Genomic DNA, 21,228 nt, shown 5'->3' with positions numbered 1-21,228 from the left:
GCGCATGATCTTCAACATTGTTGAGCCCACGCTAAACAGCTACACGGGGCATTGTTACAGTTTGGTTGAGGCCATTGCCAAAACGGCTCCTGCAGAACACATCCGTATCTGGTCGGGGAAAGAGATCGGGCAGTCTTGGACATCTCGCGGAGAGATCCGGCCGTATTTTTCTCGTTCTTTGCGAAAAATCCAAAGTTTTTTTCTCTACAAACGTCTCTTGGATCAGCCGGGGAAAATTCTGCTTTCCACTGCGGGCACCACTGATCTGGTGCTCCTGAATTGGGCGGCTAAAGCTCAGATTCCACCTGACAAGGTGTATGTGTATGTGCACTGGCTGGGCACCAAAGCGTCCAAAGCCGGGAAGCTGGCAGCCATTGCTCGGAGCCAGCCACATATTGAGATTTTGTGTACAACTGAGACCACCACCTTTTTTTTCAAAGAACTTGGTTTTCGAGCCACCACAGTGGCCTATCCGCATGTGATTGATCAGCCTCAGAGACAAACTTTGTCAGGGTTTCGACACTTGTTGTTTGCGGGTGCAGCACGGATGGACAAAGGCTTCAGCCGGGTTGTCGACTTGGTGGATGACTTGGCGCACAGTCAAGGCGTCTGGCCCTTCTGGATTCAAACCTCTGCAACGCACCAGGCCAAACATGGCCCGGACATTTTGGCCCACATTGAGCGGCTCAAGCGGTCCAACTATCCACAACTGACACTGCTCAGTGAGACTCTTTCACCGGAAGACTACCGTGCGCTGTTTGTCGGTGGCATCAGCATCCAGCCCTATGCAGAAGCTGATTTTCAGGATCGGGTGAGTGGTGTGACTCTGGATGCCCTGACCGCAGGTTGCCCGGTGGTGGTCACAGCCAACACTTGGCTGGGGCGTGTTGTTTTGGAGCACAATGCAGGGGTGGCAACCAGCGATCTATCATCATATGGCCTGCGGCGAGCCATTGAAGAAATTGTGCGTGACTACGATGCATTTTCCCGGCGTGCCTTTCAAGCAGGCCAGATACTCCAAAATCAGCATTCCACAACCGCCATGATGCAGGCCATCTTCCACAAAGAGCGCCCAAGCGCTGTGTAAACTGAAATCCTGGGCCTGTGCGCTGACGTTTCGCAATCTATCCAAAAAAGTGACCTACTGCATGCGATTTCCTTTTGTTTCAACCTTGTTTTGCTTCCTGTTGGCATTGTTTAGCTTGCCTTCTTCGGCGCAGTTCCGTGTTGAAGTCTCCGGCGTGGGCTTGACCCAAGTCCCGATCACGGTGGCGCCCTTTAAGGGCCAAGCCGCCGCCATTGCAAAGATTTCCGAGATTGTTCAGGCAGATTTGGAGCGCAGCGGGCAGTTTCGGGCTGTGGCGGCGACACATGGCGCGCTGGATGAGGTGTCTTTGCCGGATTTGTCTGTCTTTCGCCGTGCCGGTTCTGATGCAGTGGTGTCCGGGAGCGTGAGCACCTTGGCTGATGGTCGTGTTGATGTTCGCTTTCGGCTGTGGGATGTGGTCAAGGGGCAAGACCTGGGTGGTCAGAGTTTTGCCGTGAATGCCGCTGACGCCCGTCTGGCTGCGCATCGGGTGGCTGATTACGTCTATGAAAAACTGACGGGCGACAAAGGCGCTTTCTCGACACGTATTGCGTATGTCACCAAGTCTGGGCCGCGTTACCAGTTGTGGGTCGCTGATGCTGACGGAGAAAATGCCCAGTCTGCATTGGCCAGCCCTGAGCCCATCATTTCGCCAGCTTGGTCACCCGATGGCAACCAGTTGGCGTATGTGTCATTTGAGTCGCGCAAGCCGGTGATTTATGTTCATAACGTGAGCTCGGGCAAGCGCCGCCTGATTGCGAACTTCAAAGGTTCCAACAGTGCGCCAGCCTGGTCGCCTGATGGCAAGACGCTGGCCGTGACCTTGAGCCGCGACGGTGGTTCCCAGTTGTTTTTGTTGAGTGCGACCGGTGGTGAGCCGCGCCGCTTGATCCAATCCAACAGCATCGATACCGAACCGGTTTTTTCGCCAGATGGGCGCAGCATATATTTTGTCAGTGACCGTGGTGGTTCGCCGCAGATTTACAAGGTGGGTGTGAATGGTCAGGGCGTCGAGCGCGTCACATTCACCGGTGCTTACAACATTTCTCCATCCATCAGCCAGGACGGACGTTGGATGGCTTATATTTCACGCACAGGCGGTGCTTTCAGGCTGCATTTGTTGGATATTGACAGTGGCAATGTGCGCGTGTTGTCTGATGCGGCTGCAGACGAGAGTCCCAGCTTTGCACCCAATAGCAAAATGGTGGTCTATGCGACCCAGTCCCAAGGACGTGAAGCTTTGATGACGACCACTTTGGACGGCAAGGTGAAAGCCCGGCTGAACGGTCAGAATGGCGATATTCGGGAGCCGCACTGGGGCCCATTTTTGAATTGATGATTTTTAGGAGAGTTTGATGAAACGGTTGGTCTTGTCTTTTGTTGTGAGTGCTTTTTTGGTTGGATGCGGCTCGACGGTGCCGTTGAATGATGTGCCGGTTTCTGATGCCACGGTCAATCCCGTGTCAGGCAGTGGGGGTGATAACAGCGCCTCAGGTGTCAAGAGTGGTGGTGTCACTCCCGTGGATCTCGGTGCGAATGGTGCCCAGGGAGGGTTGCCATCAGCCAAGAGAATCATCTACTTTGATTACGACAGTTTTGTCATTCGCCCAGAATTCCAGGCATTGATTGCAGAAAATGCCAAGGTGATTTTGAGTCAGTCTGGTCGCAAGGTGGCTATTGAAGGTCACACCGACGAGACCGGTGGCCGCGAGTACAACTTGGCATTGGGTCAAAAGCGGGCAGAGGCCGTTGTTGGTGCGTTGAGTGTGCTTGGGGTGCCCAGCAGCCAGCTTGAAGCTGTGAGTTTTGGTAAGGAGAAACCAGCGGTGGTGGGCAGCGATGAGTCTGCTTATGCCAAGAACCGCCGGGCTGAAATCCGCTATCAATGACTTGGGTGCGCGTGATGCAGATGCGTTTCCCGAAAGCCCACCTTGTTTTTGTGGTTGGCGTGTTGCTTGCCACTTGGGCACACGCTGGTCTTTTCGAAGACGATGAGGCGCGTAAGGCCATTCTGGATTTGCGCCAGCGTGTTGAGAAGCTCAGGGCGGATACTGACCAGATTCAAACCAGCAGCAAGGATGAGAACGCCGGATTAGGGCGTGGTTTGCTGGAGCTGCAGAGGCAAATGGAGTTGCTTCGCGCTGACTTGGCGTCTTTGCGCGGTGTGAACGAAAAACTGGCCAAAGATGTGGCAGATCTGCAGCAACACAACAAAGACGAGGCACAAAGCCTGTCGGAGCGTTTGTCCAAGCTGGAGCCCGCAAAGGTCAGCGTGGATGGTGTGGAGTTTGTTGTGACTCCTGCTGAGAAACGTGACTATGAAGCCGCGCTTGCAGTTTTCAGAAAAGGTGACTTTGTCAATGCACAAAGCCAGTTCTCTGGCTTCCTGTCGCGTTACCCCGGCAGTGGTTATGCGCTGACGGCCTTGTTCTGGCTGGGCAATGCGCAATACGCCACACGTGATTACAAAGAGGCGATTGTCAATTTTCGCTCTTTGATTGCCAAAAATCCGGAGCATCTTCGTGCACCAGAAGCCGTCTTGTCGGTGGCCAATTGCCAGTTGGAGCTGAAGGACAGCAAGGGCGCTCGGACCACTTTGACCAATCTGATCAAAGCCTACCCTCAGTCCGAGGCGGCAGTCGCCGCCAAAGAGCGACTGGCTTCGCTGAAGTAACTCACAGCACCTTTCCCCGCGTCGCATTGTGAAAGATCGTCGATTTGCCGGCTTGGACCGGCTTTTGGGAGTGTCTGGCGCTCAGAAGGTGAGGCAGTCACATGTTGCGGTTGTCGGGGTAGGGGGCGTGGGCTCCTGGGCGGCAGAGTCATTGGCTCGAAGTGGCGTTGGCAGATTGACGCTGATCGATTTGGACCATGTGGCGGAGTCCAACATCAACCGGCAGATTCACGCGACAGAAGCCAGTTTAGGGCAAGCCAAAGTGATGGCGATGCGCGACAGGATCCATACTTTTTTCCCAGATTGCCAGGTGAATTGCGTCGACGAGTTTGCAACACCAGCCAATTGGCCCCAGCTCTTGCCTGCAGGCGTTGACGCGGTCATTGATGCCTGCGATCAGTGGCATGTCAAAACCGTCATGGCGAACTGGGCCATAAAGCAGCGGGTGATTTTTGTTGCCTCGGGCGCTGCAGGTGGCAAAAGACACGCGCATCTGACAAGCATGGATGATTTGTCCCAAGTGACGCACGATCCTTTGTTGGCGAAGGTGCGTTATCAGCTTCGCAAAAACCATGGCGCAGCGCGTGATGGTAAAAAAATTAGCTTGGCCTGTGTGTTCAGTCGTGAACCAGTAGCTCCCCCTGACGCATCGTGTGGCATTCTTGGCGATGGTTCACTCAACTGCCACGGTTTCGGCTCATTGGTCACCGTCACAGCAACGTTCGGACAATGTGCTGCCGGCTATGTACTGAACCAATTGGCAGATAAAAAAGCCAGTTGACTACAACAGTTGGCGTTGCCAATGGTCGTGCATGCCCATCTCAGTGCAGTTTTCAACGCTCGAAACGAGGCTCTGGCAGGAGGTGTTGTTTGATGCAAATCCATATTCATATTCAAAAGCGGCTTGCCACAATCCCTGTGCAACTGTGCAACTGTGCAACTGTGCAACTGTGCAACTGTGCAACTGTGCAACTGTGCAACTGTGCAACTGTGCAAGTAGCAACGACTGGTTCAGACAAGAAAAAAGCCCTGACGATTTCTCGTCAGGGCTTTTTTCTTTGAATTTCTTTTGGCTCCTCGACCTGGGCTCAAACCAGGGACCTACGGATTAACAGCACAGGTCACACCAGTTTTGATGGCGCGCAACTTGAAGAAAGTTAACGAGTTTTCTGCATGGTTAGGCTGTGCTTTTTTGGTTCGGAATATGCAGGAAACCGAACAGACGTCGGTAATGGTTGTGGCGATATCTACACAGACCGGAACTTACTTCAGCGCTTCCTCAAACTCAGCCAACTCCTTGCCAATGACAGCGTATTTTTTGGACTTGGCGCGGTTGTCGGCCCAATTGAGTACAGCACCCTCCAGGTCCTCTTTGAAGTGAGCAAGTGCCGATTCTTTGACCGCATTGGTTGCGGTGCTTGACCAGAGGTCAATGAGGGCCGACAGACCGTTGTCAAAGTCCTCGAACGTTTCAAGATGAATCCACTGGCCGTTTTTGTCAAACATCGTTTTCCTTTGGTAAATGTTTCAGTGTAGGTGGTGCGCAGTCGAAACAGAGCGTTGGCATTCCTCAGCGCGATGTCATCCGCCCTGCATGTCACCCGACAGGAGCGTGACAACCCCTGGTTTGGCCGCCTCGACGGCTCGGATCAGAGCATGCGCCACATCCTTGGCCGGGATGGCACGGTAGTTCGCAGGCACGAGCAGCCGCAGTCCGCGCATCAGCAACAGGCCAAAACCCTCACCAGCACGCTCTGGTTGGCCCAGGGCAGTCCTGTTGCCATCTAGCAAGGATGGGCGCGCTATCACGAGGCTTTTCAAGCCCAAGCTGCCAACGGCAAGTTCCATTTCGCCTTTGATGCGGTTGTAGAAAACTCGGGACTTCGGGTTAGCACCCATGGCACTGACAACCCCCAATTTGGTAACTCCTGCTATCTTTGCAGCCTTGGCGACGGCCACAATAGCATCCAGGTCGACCGCTTTGAACGCCTCTTGACTACCGGCAACCTTGATGGTGGTGCCCAGTGCGATATAGTACTCATCCACCTTAGGAAGGGCAGGCAGCGCAGCAAAATCGACCACGTGGTTTTGGAGTTTGGGGTGTTTGAGTGCCAGTGATCGGCGACCGAGACAGTGAACGGACTCGACGGTCCGGTCAGCCAGCAGCAAGGCGACGATTTCCCTTCCAATGAGACCCGTGGCGCCAGCCACCAAAACCACACGACCTTGATCCGTCGCCATATTCACCCCCTGTTTCACTTCTTGACTCCATCCTTGACGGAGCGTATCAAATTCGCCTCCGAAGTCTTTGGGAGGGGTGTGCAAATCCGTCCGGGCATTCACGTAAACAAAGCATCATCAAATGCAGATGGTCGTGACAGAGGCTTCCGCAGGGGTAGCCACAATGCCCCAAGGGTGAAAATTGAGCAATTGACTACCCGAACAATGTGGCGCAGAATTTCTTCGTAACCGAGTCCCTAACCTCGGTATAGGAGACCTGCTGATGATCAAGGACCACACTGACGCTCACACATGACTGACGGTTTGCCGTCATGACGCTTCCCATACATGAGGAAGCAACAAAGGGTTAGGGTTCGACAGGAGCCCAGCCCTTTTTTGTTGTGGCTACGGTCCACTTGATGCGGCTGCAATTGCTACGGTCAATGCGTCGCTACCAACGAACTGGTAGTTGATTCAGGTTAGATTCCTGACCAGCAATCTTCCTATACGCCATACCGAATACCCGATCACCAATCCCGCACAGTCGGCGATCCAGTCTTGCCAATCGCCTTGCCGCCAGCCGGTCAACCCCTGCACAACCTCAATACCAGCACCAAACAGAGCCAAGCCCAACATCACCCTCGGCAGGCGTCCCGGATAAGCCATCAGGCCCAGGAACGCCAACCCGGCAAAGCCCAGAGCGTGTTGCGCCTTGTCCCAGAAATGGAATGCCGAAGGGACTTGCTCTGAAGGGACCAGTGACAGCCATAGGGTGGTTAGCACCAGTGCCCAGAATGACGTCTTCCAGAACAAACTAGTTGCCATCATCAGAATCCGGTATCACTGCATCAGCCATCGCACCGACCGCCTTGGCAGTAACTTTGACCCCGGTGGCAACGACTGTCACAGCAGCATCTGCCACAGCCACTACGGCGCAGCCCTGCAGGAAAAAAATGATGCTACCGACGAGGGCCAGTTTGAACGTACTGAATGGGAAAGAGCGACGGTCAGGCGGTGTTTTCATGTAAATTCATATTCAGAAGCAAAGCTGCCGAACCGATGCAGAGCCCGAGGCGCCGCACTAGACCCATCCGGGCAAGAAAAAAGCCCTGGTGATTTCTCACAAGGGCTTGATTCGTTTGGATTTTTTGGCTCCTCGACCTGGGCTCGAACCAGGGACCTACGGATTAACAGTCCGGCGCTCTACCAACTGAGCTATCGAGGAATAAGCCTTAGATTATAGACAGAAGTTTTTGCTGTTTCGTTTGCGTGGCAGATAAAAAATCTGATTTTTGTTGCGGCTGATTGCCAGATTGTGTGTGACTATGGCATAATACAGGGCTTGTCTACAACGACAAGGGCGGTTAGCTCAGGGGTAGAGCACAGCATTCACACTGCTGGGGTCGGAGGTTCGAAGCCTCCACCGCCCACCATGAATACCCAAAAAAATTAAGGACTTAGCAGAAATGCCAAGTCCTTTTTTCATGGCCGATGTTTGTTGGGTGTTTTGAACGACCAGACGGTTGGTAGCAGGGTGGTGATCAGCGTGAACCACGCAGCTTCAGGTGCATTTCAGGCATGTTGGCCAACGCTGCCCACACTCAAAAAACCAAGACGCTATTTAGACCATAGCTTCTCACCCTTATATTCAAAGGGCTAGAGGTCTTTTTCCCTCAAGGATTCAAGTTCCACCACCGTGGTGCCGGATTTGCCCGGTGGCGTCAAGTACTTGAGCGCCAGGCGGTAGCTGTCCAGGTCAAAGGCCAGCACCTCGGCGCGGCTTTGCAGGGCTTCATTCAGTTCTTCGTCGCTGCGCACGGTGGCCAGGTGGCACCATTGGTCAAAGATATGGATGTCGGCTTGACCGGTGTGTGGGTTGTGTTCACGCAGGCCAACCGGTCCGCCAAACGGCCAGACGCGCAATTTGTTGGCGCTCAGCGCCAGCTGCAGGCGCAGGTGGTGGCGCTCAGGCGTTTCCTCGCCACAGCACACGCCTTTGCAGTGGCCGATCTGATGCGCAAAACAGCGGCCTTTGCCGGATTCCAGACCCAGTGCCTGCAGGCACAGCTGGTGTTGTTCGGCCAGCTCGCGCAGCTGGCTCAGCGCCTGATTTTTCGAGCGGTACGGGCCGTAGAGGTTGCCAAACTGCTGCGGGCTCAGCTCGGCGCCGCGCACCAGCGTTAGCGGCGGGCGGGCATTCGGGTTGGTATCCAGCCGCCAGGCGCACAGGTTGTTCTCACGGCGCAACTGGCGGTTGTGCAGCGGCTGGTGTTGTTTGACCAGGCGGGCTTCGAGCAGCAGGGCGCCGACTTCACCTGCGGTCTCGATCCATTCGATGCGGCGGATTTCCTGGGCAATGCGCATCTCGCGCTGCTCGCGGCTGCTGGCAGAGAAGTGCGACATGACACGGCTGCGCAATTTGACACTTTTGCCCACGTAGATTGGCAGTGCGCTCTCGCCGTAAAACAGGTAGACCCCCGGGCCTTCGGGGATGTCGGCCACGTTGGTGTCAAGTTGCGGTGGCAGCGCGGCGCTGCCTTGTAACAGTACCTGCGCCTGACGCTGCAGATGTTCGGCGCCAAACTGCTGGGTGACCTGCGCCAGCCAGGTTTGCATCACCAGCACGTCGCCCAAAGCGCGGTGGCGTGATTCGGTGCTGATGCCGTGGCGCTGCATGATGGCGTCCAGCCCATGGCCTTTGACGCCAGGGTAGAGCAGACGTGACAGGCGCACGGTACACAGGGTCTTGCTGCGCAGGGCCACGTCCAAACGCGCCAGGGCGTGCAGCAAGAAGCCGTGGTCAAAACGCACGTTGTGCGCCACCAGCACCGCACCGTCCAGCAGTTTCAGCAGCTGGGGTGCCACCTCGTCAAAGCGGGGTGCATCGGCCACCATCGCGTTGCTGATGCCGGTGAGTTGTTCGATGAAGCTGGAGATAGGGACGCCCGGGTTGACCAGGGTGCTCCAGCGTGCCACTTCCACGCCGTGCTCCACACGCACCGCGGCAATCTCGGTGATCTGATCACGTTGTGCGTTGCCGCCGGTGGTTTCCAGGTCAAGCAGGACGTAACAAGGCGGCATGGTCTATCAAAATGTATAGCTACCAGCCCTTGTTGTATAAGGGATTGAGCCGTAAAACGTTAACAAAACATCAAGGCCAGCCAGGCCGGGTCGTCCAGGATGCTGGTGACAAAAAAGCAGCCAGCGCGGTAAAACCACAGCTCGGCGCTGGCCAGTAGCTCAGGTGATATCAAAGACATGGATCGAGAACTGACCCGCGCGCTGGTCGGCAAAAAACCGTTTGAGGGTTTCGCCCACGGTGCGGAAAGCGATCTCGTCCCAGGGCACCTCGTCTTCGGTGAACAGGCGAGCCTCGATGGTCTCAAAGCCGGGATCAAACTGGTCGCTGAGCAAGCGCGCCCGGTAAAACAGGTGGACTTGGCCAACCCGGGCGATGTTCACCAGCGAGAAAAATTCCCCCATCTCGAACTGCGCACCGGCTTCTTCGAGCGTCTCGCGGGCAGCACCCTCGGCCACGGTTTCGTTGAGTTCCATGAAGCCTGCGGGCAGCGTCCACTTGCCAAAACGCGGCTCGATGTTGCGTTTGCACAGTAACACCTTGTTGCCCCAGACGGGGATGGTGCCAACCACGTTGAGCGGGTTGTCGTAGTGCACCGTGCGGCAGGCCGGGCAGACGGCGCGTATTTTGGTATCGCCGTCGTCCGGGATGCGGTACTCCACCGCGTGGCCGCATTGTCGGCAATGTTGGAGGGGGGGACGATGCATGTTGCCAGTGTAATTTGAAACCATGCCAGCCTTGTGACAGCGCAGCATGGGCCAGTGCTTTCAACCCACTTTGTCACACCACCTGCAGCGTGATGGGGCTCAGCCCGCTGATGCTGGCCTGCAAGCGGTCACCCCGCACCACCGCCGCCACACCTGCCGGGGTGCCGGTGTAGATCAGATCGCCGGGCTGCAAGGCCCAGGCGGTGGAGAGCTGTGCGATGGTCTCGGCCACGTTCCAGATCATCTGGCTGATCTGGCTGCTCTGACGCGCCACACCGTTGACCTGCAGGCCGATGTCTGCGTTGTGGATGCCCGGGACCACGTTGGCGGCTGTGATTGGCCCGATCGGCGCCGAAAAATCGAAGCCCTTGCCGATGCACCAGGGGCGACCCTGCTTTTTCATCTCGTTTTGCAGGTCGCGCCGGGTCATGTCCAGCCCCACGGCGTAACCAAAGATGTGGCCCAGCGCCTGCTCAACCGGGATGTTCTGGCCACCGGTGCCCATCGCCACCACCAGCTCAACCTCATGGTGCAGATTGTTGGTCAGGCTGGGGTAGGGCAGTTGGGCTGTCTGGCCGGGCTGGCAGACCAGCACAGCGTCCGCAGGTTTCATGAAGAAAAACGGCGGTTCGCGGTTGAGCTGGCCCATCTCTTTGGCGTGGTCTTCATAGTTGCGCGCCACGCAGTAGATGCGGTGCACCGGAAACTGGGCATCGCTGCCCGTCACCGGCACGGTCACGGCGGCAGCCGACGGGAAAACATAGTTCATGGTGCTCTCTTTTTGGTTGCTGTAAGCGCTTGGAATACGAGGGCTTCAGGCCGATTTGGCCACCAGATCAAAGTGCTGCACCACTGGCGGGCTGACAAAAAACGGCCCGACAATGGCGCGCCATTCACCAAAAGCGGGCGACTCGCGAAAACCCACGGTGTGGTCTTCGAGTGTGGTCCAGAAGATCTGCAGCACATAACGCTGGGGGTTCTCGATGCAGCGGTTCACCTTGAAACCTTCAAAACCTTTGGCATGGGCAATGACGGTGCTCAGACCGCGTTGGATAGCCTCTTCAAAAGCGGCGTTGTGCTGCGGGTGGATCGTGATGTCAGCGAGTTCGAGGATCATGGTGGTGCCTTTTAAGCAATATTGATAGCGGTTGACCCTTTCCCAATAAGGGCTGAAGGGTGATTGGTCTGGTGGTTCTCGGTGAACAGACCCATTCTAGTCACCCCCACCGATGTCCACCGGGCCACTGTTATCCTTGCCCCATGCACAACACCACGTTTATCCCAGGCAAAGACGCCGCCCTCGAGTCCACCATCAGCACGCTGCAAGGCAAGCTGCAGCAACTGGGCTTTCACATTGAAGAACGCAGCTGGCTCAACCCGGTGGAGGGCATTTGGTCGGTCCACATCCGCGACCGCGACTGCCCGCTGCTGTTCACCAATGGCAAGGGCGCCAGCCGTCTGGCTTGCCTGGCCAGTGCACTCGGCGAGTTTGTCGAACGTCTGTCCACCAACTATTTCTGGACCCACTTTTACCTCGGCCCAGATGTGGCGAACCGCGACTTTGTCCACTACCCGCAAGAGCGCTGGTTTGCCCTGCCCGAAGACGGCAGCTGGCCCAGCACGCTGCTGACGCCCGAGCTGCAGGCGCTCTACAACCCACAAGGCGACATCGAGGCTGAGCGCCTGGTGGAGTTCAACTCCGGCAACGAGGAGCGTGGCATCTGCGCCATTCCCTATGTGCGTGAGTCTGACGGCGCCATCGTCTATTTTCCGGTCAACATCATTGGCAACCTGTATGTCAGCAACGGCATGTCGGCTGGCAACACGCAAATGGAAGCGCGCGCCCAGGCGCTGTCCGAGATTTTTGAGCGCTCCATCAAGGCACGCATCATCAGTCAAGGCATTTGCCTGCCCGATGTGCCAGACGACGTGATAGCACGCTACCCACGTATTGCCAAGGGCATCGCCGCTTTGCGTGAGGCCGGTTTTGGCATTCTGGTGAAAGACGCGTCGCTGGGCGGTCAGTACCCGGTGATGAATGTGACCCTGCTCAACCCGCAGGACCAGGGCTGTTTTGCCAGCTTTGGCGCGCACCCGCGTTTTGAGGTGGCGCTGGAACGCGCCTTGACCGAGCTGTTGCAGGGTCGTGCGCTCGATGCCTTGTCGGGCTTTCCGGCGCCGGGCTTTGATCTGGACGAGACCGCCAGCTCCACCAACATCGAGATCCATTTTGTCGACTCCAGCGGTGTCATCCACTGGAAGTTTTTGGGCAACCAGCCCGACTATGAATTTGTCGACTGGAACTTCAGCACCACCACCGCCGAGGACTACGCCTGGTGTGTGGAGCGCCTGCATGCCGATGGCCATGACATCTATGTGGCTGACTTCACCCACCTGGGCGTGTACGCCTGCCGCATCCTGGTGCCGGGCCTGTCCGAGATCTACCCGATCGACGACCTGGAGTTCGAGAACAACAGCATCGCCAACCCGATCCGCGAAGCCATTCTGAACCTGAGCGACCTCGACGACGAAGAGTGCACCGACCTGTTGGAGACGCTCAACGAGTCCAACCTGGCCGACCATCGCCCAGTGCCCGCGTTGATTGGCCTGGCGGCCGACGCCGGTTCGTTCTGGGCCGATCTGCGCCTGGGTGAGCTCAAAACCCTGCTGGCCCTGGCCGTGGGTGACGAGGCTGCCACGCTCGAAGGCTGCGAATGGATCCTGAACTTTGATCAGCTCAACCCGCAGCGCAAACCGATCTACGCGTGTATCCAGAACCTGATCCACCTGGCTGACATGGGCGACAGCGGCCCGTACCTGGATGCGCTGGAACTGTTGTACGGTGCCGGTCCGCTGGCCCAGGCGCATGCGCTGATCATGCAGGAAGACCGCTTCATGGGTCTGAGCGCCCCTGGTCTGGCTTTGGAGGGCTGTGAGATGCACCACCAACTGCTCAAAGCCTATGACAAGGTCCACGCCGCGCACTGATTGGCTCACACCGGACTGGCCCGCACCAGCCGGTGTGCACGCGGTGTGCACCACCCGAGTGGGTGGCGTCTCCAACGCGCCTTATGACAGCCTGAACCTGGGCGACCATGTGGGCGACGACCCGGCCCATGTAGCGGCTAACCGGGCCATCCTGCAACAGGCCATCGGTGCCCAGCCGGTGTTTCTGACCCAGGTGCACGGCACCGAGGTGCTGCGCCTGGATGTGACCACCCCCAACGCCAGCGTGGCCGACGCCTGCATCACCGATGTGCCTGGTATTGCCTGCACCATCATGGTGGCGGACTGTTTGCCGGTGCTGTTTACCACCAGGAATGGTGCCTGGGTGGGTGCGGCACATGCCGGTTGGCGTGGCTTGGCCGGGAACAGTGGTGTTGGTGTACTGGAGCAAACTTATCAGTCTTTTTGTGCTCTAGCCCTTATAGATCAAGGGCAGGTAGATACAGAAGTCATAGCGTGGCTGGGCCCGTGTATTGGTCCGAAAGCCTTTGAGGTGGGTGATGAAGTGCGCGCCGCATTTGTTACGCAAGACGCCCAGGCTGCGTTGATGTTTGTCCCTCTGGGTGGCGGCAAATGGCTGGCCAATCTGGCCGGGCTGGCGCGTCAACGGCTGGCAGGTATGGGCATCACCCAGGTCTATGGCAATGACGGCAGTGCCGACTGGTGCACCGTCACACAAGCCTCACGGTTCTTTTCGCACCGGCGCGACCGGGTCAGCGGTCGGCTGGCGGTCTGCATTTGGCGCGACATCTGAGGCCCGCGCCTGCGCTGCGGCGCTGGCGGCCACCCGCTCGGCTTGTTCTCTGGCCTTGATGGCACGTTTGCGTCCCGGCGTGCCCATCAGGTACACCACCAGACCAACTGGCAGCAGTCCATAAAATACAAACGTGATGACCGCACCGAGCACGGTGCCGTTGCTGTTGGTGGCTTCGGCCAGCGCCATCATCAGCGCCACATACAGCCAGGCAATGGGAACGAGGTACATAAAAAGGGGTATTAAAACTTCAGATTTGTTTGTCAGCTTGCCGAATGCCTTCTTCCAGCATACTAGGGTTTTGTCATCAACCTGGCTGAGAAAGGGTAACCCATGAAAGAAGAGACACAGCAACAATGGTTGCAAACGGCGCAGCAGTTCCAGCAATCCATGGTTGACACCTGGGGCAAAGCCTTTGAGTCGTTCAAGAACATGGACCTGGGCCAGGCCGGTGCCAAGCTGATGGCGCCCACGACCAAGCCGCCACAGGTGTCCTTTTCGCCAGACAAGCTGCAGGAGCTGCAGCAACAGTTTCTCAAAGATGCGACCGAGCTCTGGAGCAACAGCTTCAAAGGGGCGCATGTGCTCAAAGACCGGCGTTTCGCCGACCCGGCCTGGGCCGCCAATCCGATGGCAGCCTTCACCGCTGCGGCTTATCTGCTCAATGCCAAGACACTGGCTGCCATGGCCGACGCGGTGGACACCGATGACAAAACCCGTGCCCGCATCCGCTTCACGGTAGAGCAGCTCACTGCCGCAGCTGCCCCCAGCAACTTCATGGCGCTCAACGCCGAAGCGCAGAAAAAAGCCCTGGAAACCAATGGCGAGAGCATCAGCAAGGGCCTGCAAAACCTGTTGCACGACATGCAGCAAGGCCACATCTCGATGACCGATGAGAGCCTGTTCCATGTGGGCAAAAACGTGGCCACCACCGAAGGTGCGGTGGTGTTTGAGAACGAGCTGTTCCAGCTGATCGAATACAAACCTCTGACCGACAAGGTCTACGAGAAACCCTTCCTGCTGGTGCCGCCCTGTATCAACAAGTTCTACATCCTGGACCTGCAGCCGGAGAACTCGGTGGTGCGATATGCGGTAGCGCAGGGTCACCGCACCTTCCTGGTGAGCTGGCGTAACCCCGACGCCTCCCTCGCCAAAGCCACCTGGGACGACTACATTGAGAACGCTGTCATCAAGGCCATCACGGTGACGCAGGAGGTGTCTGGTTCCAAAACCATCAATGCGCTGGGCTTTTGTGTGGGCGGCACCATGCTCGGGACCGCGCTGGCGGTGCTGGCCGCGCGTGGTGAAAAGCCGGTGGCCAGTGCCACCTTCCTGACCTCGATGCTGGATTTTTCTGACACCGGTGTGCTGGACCTGTTCATCGACGAGGCATTTGTCAAATACCGCGAACTGGAAATGGGCAAGGGCGGCTTGATGAAGGGGGGCGATCTGGCCACCACCTTCAGCTTTTTGCGCCCGAACGACTTGGTGTGGAACTATGTGGTGGGCAACTACCTCAAGGGTGAAACACCGCCACCGTTTGACCTGCTGTACTGGAACAGCGACAGCACCAACCTGCCAGGCCCGTTCTACGCCTGGTACCTGCGCAACACCTATCTGGAAAACAAACTCACCAAGCCGGGCCAGGCCACCGTGTGTGGGCAGAAGGTTGACCTGGGCAAGGTCGATATGCCGGTGTACATCTACGGCTCGCGCGAGGACCACATCGTGCCGATCAACGGTGCCTACGCCACCACGCAATACCTGCCGGGCAAAAAGCGTTTTGTCATGGGGGCTTCGGGCCACATTGCCGGGGTGATCAACCCACCGGCCAAAAACAAGCGTTGTTACTGGGTGCGTGATGACGACAAGTTGCCCAAGACCCATGACGAGTGGATGCAAGGCGCGGTGGAACACCCTGGCAGCTGGTGGACCGACTGGTCGACCTGGTTGGCAGCCCAGGCGGGTAAACAAATCGCCGCACCCAAGACCTACGGCAAGGGCAAACACAAGGTGATTGAGCCCGCGCCCGGTCGGTATGTGCTGGCCAAGGCCTGACCCCACTTTTTGGACGTTCTTTTTTCTAACTACAACTCTGGAAGCAGCATGGAAGACATCGTTATCGTTTCGGCAGCGCGTACCGCGGTGGGCAAGTTTGGTGGTTCTCTGGCCAAGGTGGCCGCGCCCGAGTTGGGCAGCATCGTGATCCGTGAGGTCTTGGCTCGCGCCAAGTTGTCACCCGATCAGGTGGGTGAGGTCATCATGGGCCAGGTGCTGGCGGCTGGCCAGGGGCAAAACCCGGCGCGTCAGGCGACGCTGAAGGCGGGCTTGTCCCAGGAAACCCCGGCGCTGACGATCAATGCGGTGTGTGGCTCGGGGCTCAAGGCGGTCATGCTGGCAGCACAAGCCGTGGCCTGGGGTGACAGCGACATCGTGATTGCCGGGGGCCAGGAAAACATGAGCGCCAGCCCGCACGTGCTGCAAGGCAGCCGCGACGGCCAGCGCATGGGTGACTGGAAGATGATCGACTCGATGATTGTGGATGGCTTGTGGGACGTCTATAACAACTACCACATGGGCATCACCGCTGAAAACGTGGCCAAAGCCTGCGGCATCACCCGCGACATGCAGGACGTGCTGGCTCTTGGCAGCCAGCTCAAGGCCGCCGCCGCGCAGGATGCGGGTCGGTTCAAGGATGAAATCGTCAGCGTGCAGATCCAGCAGCGCAAGGGTGATCCGGTGGTGTTTAACACCGACGAGTTCCTGAACCGCAAGACCAACGCTGAGGCGCTGGCAGGTCTGCGCCCGGCGTTTGACAAGGCCGGGACGGTCACTGCGGGCAATGCTTCAGGCATCAATGATGGTGCAGCTGCTGTGCTGGTCATGACGGCCAAAAAGGCGGCGGCCCTGGGCCTGACACCTCTGGCCCGTATTGCCGCGTTTGGCACCAGCGGGCTGGATCCGGCGCAGATGGGTCTGGGCCCGGTGCCTGCGTCGCGCAAGGCACTGGCGCGCGCTGGTTGGAAGGTGCAGGATGTGGATCTGTTTGAACTCAATGAAGCCTTTGCTGCCCAAGCCTGTGCGGTGAACCAGCAGCTCGAAGTGGATCCGGCCAAGGTCAACGTGAACGGGGGTGCGATTGCCATCGGCCACCCGATTGGTGCGTCTGGCTGTCGTATCTTGGTAACACTGTTACACGAAATGCAGCGCCGAAATGCCAAAAAAGGCCTGGCAGCCCTGTGTATTGGGGGGGGCATGGGGGTTTCCCTTGCCTTGGAGCGCTGATTCCCCGTCTATCATCGTGACTCAATGATGGACAAACAGGAGCAGTTGATGAGTCAAAAAGTAGCGTATGTCACGGGGGGCATGGGTGGTATCGGTACCGCTATCTGCCAGCGTCTGAGCAAAGAAGGGTTCAAGGTCATTGCTGGCTGCGGCCCGACACGCGACTACGCCAAGTGGCTGGCCGAACAGGCGGCGGCCGGTTTCACTTTTTACGCCTCGGCTGGCAATGTGGGTGACTGGGACTCCACCGTGGCCGCGTTCAGCAAGGCCAAGGCCGAGCACGGCAGCATTGATGTGCTGATCAACAACGCGGGCATCACGCGTGACCGTATGTTTTTGAAGATGACCCGCGAAGACTGGGACGCGGTGATCGAAACCAACCTCAACTCGATGTTCAACGTCACCAAACAGGTGGTCGGTGACATGGTTGAAAAGGGCTGGGGCCGCATCATCAACATCTCCAGCGTGAATGGCGTCAAAGGCCAGGCCGGGCAAACCAACTATTCGGCCGCCAAGGCCGGTATGCATGGTTTTTCGATGGCGCTGGCGCAGGAGTTGGCCAACAAAGGGGTCACCGTCAACACGGTGAGCCCAGGCTACATCGGTACCGACATGGTCAAGGCCATCCGCCAGGAAGTGCTTGAGAAAATTGTGGCCACGGTGCCGGTCAAACGCCTGGGTGAACCGTCTGAGATCGCCTCCATCATTGCCTGGCTGGCGTCGGAAGAAGGCGGTTACGCCACCGGCGCCGAGTTTTCAGTGAACGGTGGGCTGCACATGGGCTGATGGCGACGGGTACGTCACCAGACACAAAAAAGCCCGCTTTGTGCGGGCTTTTTTGTTGGGTCCAAACTGTGCAGGAAGATCGGTTGATAACCGGTTTGCGGGTTTTATGAGAAGACTTCAGCGGTATCCAGCGTTGCGGCCGCCTTGTCCTTGGCCGCCAGCAAGGGTTGGCTCTGAATAGGCCAGATGATGCCCACGGTTGGGTCATTCCAAAGCAGACTGCGCTCAAACTCGGGGTACCAATACTCGGTGGTTTTGTAGAGAAACTCGGCACTCTCACTGGTCACCACAAACCCATGGGCAAAACCCGGAGGTACCCAGAGCTGGCGTTTGTTCTCTGCAGACAACACCACACCGGCCCACTGCCCAAAGGTGGGAGAACTCTTGCGCAAGTCCACCGCCACGTCAAACACCTCACCCTGCGTTACCCGCACCAGCTTGCCCTGCGGGTGCTGGATCTGGTAATGCAGACCGCGCAGCACCCCTTGGGCCGACTTGCTGTGGTTGTCCTGCACAAAGGCCACATCCAGCCCGGTGCAATTGGCAAAGTCACGTGCGTTGAAACTCTCAAAGAAAAAGCCACGTGCATCCCCAAACACTTTGGGCTCCAGGATCAGCACATCAGGCAATGAGGTGGGAATAACGGTATAGGGCATAAAAGTGGCTTTAGCCCTTTTTAAATAAGGGCTGGTAGCTATGAAGTTTGAAGAACAGATCTAAAGGTGATCAATGGAGAAGGCGGAGTAAATATTGCCCATATCCATTCTTGGCCAGTGGTGAGGCCAGCTTCTGGATCTGTGCCGCATCGATCCATCTCTGGGCAAACGCAATCTCTTCCGGGCAGGCCACCTGCAGACCCTGGCGCTTTTGCAGCGTGGCGATGAAGCTGGCCGCTTCCAGCAGGCTGTCATGGGTGCCGGTATCGAGCCAGGCATAACCCCGGCCCATGATCTCGACATTGAGCTGGTTTTGCTCGAGGTAGCGTTTGTTCACATCGGTGATTTCCAACTCGCCCCGGTGAGACGGCTGGATGCTCGCCGCAATGTCACACACCTGGTTGTCATAGAAGTACAGCCCGGTGACGGCGTAGTTGCTCTTGGGCTGTTTGGGTTTTTCTTCGATGCTGATGGCGCGCATTTGCTCGTCAAAGGCCACCACACCATAACGCTCCGGGTCACTCACGCGGTAGGCAAAGACGCTGGCACCACTGGTGTTGGCATTGGCGTGGGCCAGTTGTTTGACCAGATCGTGGCCGTAGAAGATGTTGTCGCCCAATACCAACGCGCTGGGGTGTTTGCCTACAAACTCGCGCCCGATGATGAAGGCCTGGGCCAAACCGTCAGGGCTGGGTTGCACCGCGTAGCTGATGCTCATGCCCCATTGGCTGCCGTCGCCCAAGAGTTCGGCAAAACGCGGGGTGTCCTGCGGGGTGGAGATGATCAACACCTCACGGATGCCCGAGAGCATCAGGGTGCTCAAGGGGTAATAAATCATCGGCTTGTCGTACACCGGCATCAGCTGTTTGGAGACAGCTTGTGTCACCGGATACAGCCGGGTGCCGGAACCACCAGCCAGGATGATGCCTTTGCGGCTGCTTGTATTGCTCATTGATCGACTCCCTGGAGGTTTAAAGAATCTCTGCCAGCATGCGGTTCACCCCGGCCTGCCACGGTGGCAGGGTCAGGCCAAAGGTGGTTTGTAGCTTGGTGGTGTTCAGGCGCGAGTTAAACGGCCGCTTGGCTGGTGTCGGGAAGGCAATGGTGGGCACCGGGTCCACCTGCTTCGCTTTGATTTGGATAGCGGGTTGCACAAGCTGTGCCTGGGCTAACACATGTTTGGCGTACTCAAACCAGCTGGTCTGGCCAGCGGCCACCAGGTGGTAGATACCAGCCAGGGCTTCTGCCTTGGCACTGTTGGGAGCTTGGGTGAGCTGACGGAGGGCATGCGCCGTCACATCGGCCAGCAGATCCGCGCCAGTGGGTGCGCCGATCTGGTCGTTGATGACGGTGAGTTTGTCACGCTCTTGTGCCAGGCGCAGCATGGTTTTGGCAAAGTTGCCACCGCGGGCCGCATAAACCCAGCTGGTTCTGAAGATCAGGTGGCGCGGGTTGGCGGCGGTTATCAGCTGTTCACCTTCGAGCTTGGTGGCGCCATACACGCTCAAGGGGCCGGGGGTGTCGGTCTCGATCCAGGGTCTGTCACCACTGCCATCAAAGACATAGTCGGTGCTGTAGTGCACCAGCCAGGCGCCCAGCGTGGCGGCTTCCTGGGCCAGCACTTGGGGTGCCAGGGCGTTGAGGGTGCGGGCCAGATCCGGTTCACTCTCGGCTTTGTCGACCGCGGTGTGGGCAGCGGCGTTGACGATGAGGTTCGGGCGCACAGAGCGGACCGTTTCTGCCAGGCCCGTCAGGTTGGTAAAGTTGCCGCAATAGTCGGTACTGTCGTGGTCCAGGGTGATGAGTTCACCCAGAGGGGCCAGGCTGCGTTGCAGCTCCCAGCCGACCTGGCCGCCTTTGCCCAGGAGCAGGATTTTTGTCATGTCAGTGGCTCCTGGTTCAGGCGTATTGCTTCTGGACCCAGTCGCGGTAGGCACCGCTTTGCACATGGGCGACCCACTGCGGGTTGTCCAGGTACCACTGAACTGTTTTGCGGATGCCGGTCTCAAAGGTCTCAGCCGGTTTCCAGCCAAGTTCAGATTCGAGCTTGCGCGCATCGATGGCGTAACGCCGGTCATGGCCGGGGCGGTCGGTCACATAAGTGATCTGTTCTTTGTAGGCTCGGCCATCAGCACGTGGGCGCAATTCATCAAGCAGGGCACAGACGGTGTGCACGATGTCAATGTTGGCTTTTTCGTTCCAGCCGCCCACGTTGTAGACCTCACCCAGTCGGCCCGCCTCCAGGACGCGGCGAATCGCGCTGCAGTGGTCTTTGACGTAGAGCCAGTCGCGGATTTGCTGGCCGTCACCATAGACCGGCAGGGGTTTGCCGGCCAGTGAATTGACGATCAGCAGCGGGATGAGTTTCTCGGGGAAGTGGTAGGGGCCGTAGTTGTTGCTGCAGTTGGTGGTGAGCACCGGCAGGCCGTAGGTGTGGTGCCAGGCACGCACGAGGTGGTCGCTGGCAGCCTTGCTGGCGGAATACGGGCTGTTGGGCTCGATGTGGCTGGACTCGGTGAAGGCGGGGTCGTCTTTGGCCAAGGAGCCGTATACCTCGTCGGTGGACACATGCAGGAAGCGAAAGGCTGCTTTGTCTGCTGCAGGTAAACCAGACCAGTAGCCGCGCACAGCTTCGAGCAGGTTGAAGGTGCCAACGATGTTGGTCTGGATGAAGTCACCGGGGCCGTGGATGCTGCGGTCCACATGGCTCTCGGCAGCGAAGTTGATGACGGCACGGGGTTGGTGCTGGGCCAGCAGCTGGGCCACCAGATCGCGGTCACCGATGTCGCCTTGCACCAGGGTGTGGCGGGTGTCACCTTGCAGGCTGTGCAGGTTCTCGACATTGCCGGCGTAGGTGAGTTTGTCGAGGGTGAGGATGGGCTCGTTGCTGTGGGACAGCCAGTCGAGGACGAAGTTGGCGCCGATGAACCCGGCGCCGCCAGTGACCAAAATCATGTTGTTTTCCCCGTGAAAG

23 protein-coding genes and 2 tRNA genes are annotated in these 21,228 nt (G+C 57.9%); 11 read left to right on the top strand and 14 right to left on the bottom strand.

Going from position 1 to position 21,228, the window contains the following annotated elements:
• Positions 1-4 precede the first annotated feature (4 nt).
• The 5 genes from FDG13_RS08115 (at position 5) to FDG13_RS08095 (ending at position 4,542) form a co-directional block, all read left to right on the top strand.
• Positions 5-1,087 carry a glycosyltransferase gene (locus tag FDG13_RS08115; RefSeq protein ID WP_180126558.1) on the top strand — a complete coding sequence of 361 codons (1,083 nt, stop codon included), beginning with the start codon at positions 5-7 and terminating at the stop codon, positions 1,085-1,087.
• 61 nt (positions 1,088-1,148) lie between these two features.
• Positions 1,149-2,423, top strand: coding sequence for a Tol-Pal system beta propeller repeat protein TolB (gene tolB / locus FDG13_RS08110; RefSeq protein WP_180126556.1), 1,275 nt, complete (start codon positions 1,149-1,151; stop codon positions 2,421-2,423).
• Between the two features lie 34 nt (positions 2,424-2,457).
• On the top strand, positions 2,458-2,976 hold the full coding sequence (pal, locus tag FDG13_RS08105; RefSeq protein WP_370528192.1) for a peptidoglycan-associated lipoprotein Pal: 519 nt from the start codon (positions 2,458-2,460) through the stop codon (positions 2,974-2,976).
• On the top strand, positions 2,973-3,761 hold the full coding sequence (gene ybgF, locus FDG13_RS08100; protein ID WP_370528191.1) for a tol-pal system protein YbgF: 789 nt from the start codon (positions 2,973-2,975) through the stop codon (positions 3,759-3,761). The genes pal and ybgF overlap by 4 nt, the downstream gene beginning before the upstream one ends.
• A gap of 25 nt (positions 3,762-3,786) precedes the next feature.
• Positions 3,787-4,542, top strand: coding sequence for a tRNA threonylcarbamoyladenosine dehydratase (locus FDG13_RS08095; protein ID WP_180126739.1), 756 nt, complete (start codon positions 3,787-3,789; stop codon positions 4,540-4,542).
• Between the two features lie 482 nt (positions 4,543-5,024).
• Here the strand turns inward: FDG13_RS08095 and FDG13_RS08090 are convergent, their stop codons facing one another.
• From FDG13_RS08090 to FDG13_RS08070, 5 genes are all read right to left on the bottom strand, one after another.
• A complete protein-coding gene (locus FDG13_RS08090) occupies positions 5,025-5,267 on the bottom strand; it encodes a hypothetical protein (protein ID WP_180126554.1) in 243 nt (80 codons plus the stop codon).
• A 75-nt stretch (positions 5,268-5,342) separates the two neighbouring features.
• Complete coding sequence (locus FDG13_RS08085; RefSeq protein WP_370528190.1) at positions 5,343-6,086, bottom strand: NAD(P)H-binding protein; 744 nt, start codon at positions 6,084-6,086, stop codon at positions 5,343-5,345.
• A 369-nt stretch (positions 6,087-6,455) separates the two neighbouring features.
• Entirely contained in the window at positions 6,456-6,806 is a 351-nt protein-coding gene (locus FDG13_RS08080; protein ID WP_180126552.1) for a VanZ family protein, read from the bottom strand.
• Positions 6,796-7,005, bottom strand: a complete 210-nt coding sequence (locus FDG13_RS08075; RefSeq protein WP_180126550.1) for an NF038104 family lipoprotein — start codon at positions 7,003-7,005, stop codon at positions 6,796-6,798. The genes FDG13_RS08080 and FDG13_RS08075 overlap by 11 nt, the downstream gene beginning before the upstream one ends.
• Positions 7,006-7,130: 125 nt before the next feature.
• Positions 7,131-7,206: transfer RNA gene (locus FDG13_RS08070), tRNA-Asn, on the bottom strand.
• Positions 7,207-7,339: 133 nt separating this feature from the next.
• Here FDG13_RS08070 and FDG13_RS08065 point away from each other — a divergent pair.
• A tRNA-Val gene (locus FDG13_RS08065) sits at positions 7,340-7,414 on the top strand.
• Between the two features lie 223 nt (positions 7,415-7,637).
• Here the strand turns inward: FDG13_RS08065 and FDG13_RS08060 are convergent.
• The 4 genes from FDG13_RS08060 to FDG13_RS08045 form a co-directional block, all read right to left on the bottom strand.
• Positions 7,638-9,062 (bottom strand): exonuclease domain-containing protein, encoded by a 1,425-nt coding sequence (locus FDG13_RS08060; RefSeq protein ID WP_180126548.1) that lies wholly within the window; start codon positions 9,060-9,062, stop codon positions 7,638-7,640.
• 159 nt (positions 9,063-9,221) lie between these two features.
• Positions 9,222-9,767: an NUDIX hydrolase gene (locus tag FDG13_RS08055; RefSeq protein ID WP_180126546.1), complete on the bottom strand. Its 546-nt coding sequence runs from the start codon at positions 9,765-9,767 to the stop codon at positions 9,222-9,224.
• 73 nt (positions 9,768-9,840) lie between these two features.
• Positions 9,841-10,536 (bottom strand): fumarylacetoacetate hydrolase family protein, encoded by a 696-nt coding sequence (locus FDG13_RS08050; RefSeq protein ID WP_180126544.1) that lies wholly within the window; start codon positions 10,534-10,536, stop codon positions 9,841-9,843.
• A 45-nt stretch (positions 10,537-10,581) separates the two neighbouring features.
• Positions 10,582-10,884, bottom strand: coding sequence for an antibiotic biosynthesis monooxygenase (locus tag FDG13_RS08045; protein WP_180126542.1), 303 nt, complete (start codon positions 10,882-10,884; stop codon positions 10,582-10,584).
• A gap of 143 nt (positions 10,885-11,027) precedes the next feature.
• On the opposite strand from FDG13_RS08045, the gene ycaO reads away from it, so the two are divergent.
• Together ycaO and pgeF are read left to right on the top strand one after the other, a co-directional pair.
• On the top strand, positions 11,028-12,755 hold the full coding sequence (gene ycaO / locus FDG13_RS08040; RefSeq protein WP_180126540.1) for a 30S ribosomal protein S12 methylthiotransferase accessory factor YcaO: 1,728 nt from the start codon (positions 11,028-11,030) through the stop codon (positions 12,753-12,755).
• On the top strand, positions 12,730-13,527 hold the full coding sequence (gene pgeF, locus FDG13_RS08035; RefSeq protein WP_180126538.1) for a peptidoglycan editing factor PgeF: 798 nt from the start codon (positions 12,730-12,732) through the stop codon (positions 13,525-13,527). The genes ycaO and pgeF overlap by 26 nt, the downstream gene beginning before the upstream one ends.
• On the opposite strand, the gene FDG13_RS08030 is transcribed toward pgeF, so the two are convergent.
• A complete protein-coding gene (locus FDG13_RS08030) occupies positions 13,456-13,758 on the bottom strand; it encodes a hypothetical protein (RefSeq protein ID WP_180126536.1) in 303 nt (100 codons plus the stop codon). The genes pgeF and FDG13_RS08030 overlap by 72 nt on opposite strands.
• A gap of 102 nt (positions 13,759-13,860) precedes the next feature.
• On the opposite strand from FDG13_RS08030, the gene FDG13_RS08025 reads away from it, so the two are divergent.
• From FDG13_RS08025 to phbB, 3 genes are read left to right on the top strand one after another with little or no spacing between them, the layout of a single operon-like run.
• The gene (locus FDG13_RS08025; protein WP_180126534.1) at positions 13,861-15,585 is read left to right on the top strand and encodes an alpha/beta hydrolase; all 1,725 of its coding nucleotides are present in this window, start codon (positions 13,861-13,863) and stop codon (positions 15,583-15,585) included.
• A gap of 48 nt (positions 15,586-15,633) precedes the next feature.
• The gene (locus FDG13_RS08020) at positions 15,634-16,812 is read left to right on the top strand and encodes an acetyl-CoA C-acetyltransferase (RefSeq protein ID WP_180126532.1); all 1,179 of its coding nucleotides are present in this window, start codon (positions 15,634-15,636) and stop codon (positions 16,810-16,812) included.
• Positions 16,813-16,860: 48 nt separating this feature from the next.
• Positions 16,861-17,598: an acetoacetyl-CoA reductase gene (gene phbB, locus FDG13_RS08015; RefSeq protein WP_180126529.1), complete on the top strand. Its 738-nt coding sequence runs from the start codon at positions 16,861-16,863 to the stop codon at positions 17,596-17,598.
• A 104-nt stretch (positions 17,599-17,702) separates the two neighbouring features.
• On the opposite strand, the gene rfbC is transcribed toward phbB, so the two are convergent.
• From rfbC to rfbB, 4 genes are all read right to left on the bottom strand, one after another.
• Positions 17,703-18,254 (bottom strand): dTDP-4-dehydrorhamnose 3,5-epimerase, encoded by a 552-nt coding sequence (rfbC, locus tag FDG13_RS08010; RefSeq protein ID WP_180126527.1) that lies wholly within the window; start codon positions 18,252-18,254, stop codon positions 17,703-17,705.
• 70 nt (positions 18,255-18,324) lie between these two features.
• Positions 18,325-19,206, bottom strand: coding sequence for a glucose-1-phosphate thymidylyltransferase RfbA (rfbA, locus tag FDG13_RS08005; protein WP_180126525.1), 882 nt, complete (start codon positions 19,204-19,206; stop codon positions 18,325-18,327).
• 19 nt (positions 19,207-19,225) lie between these two features.
• Positions 19,226-20,137, bottom strand: coding sequence for a dTDP-4-dehydrorhamnose reductase (gene rfbD / locus FDG13_RS08000; RefSeq protein WP_180126523.1), 912 nt, complete (start codon positions 20,135-20,137; stop codon positions 19,226-19,228).
• 16 nt (positions 20,138-20,153) lie between these two features.
• Positions 20,154-21,209 (bottom strand): dTDP-glucose 4,6-dehydratase, encoded by a 1,056-nt coding sequence (rfbB, locus tag FDG13_RS07995; RefSeq protein ID WP_180126521.1) that lies wholly within the window; start codon positions 21,207-21,209, stop codon positions 20,154-20,156.
• Between the last annotated feature and the right edge of the window lie 19 nt (positions 21,210-21,228).

Source organism: Rhodoferax sp. BLA1, assembly GCF_013416775.1.
GTDB lineage: Bacteria > Pseudomonadota > Gammaproteobacteria > Burkholderiales > Burkholderiaceae_C > Rhodoferax.
The sequence above is the reverse complement of the archived record's forward strand: the minus strand, read 5'-3'. Positions and strand labels throughout refer to the sequence as shown.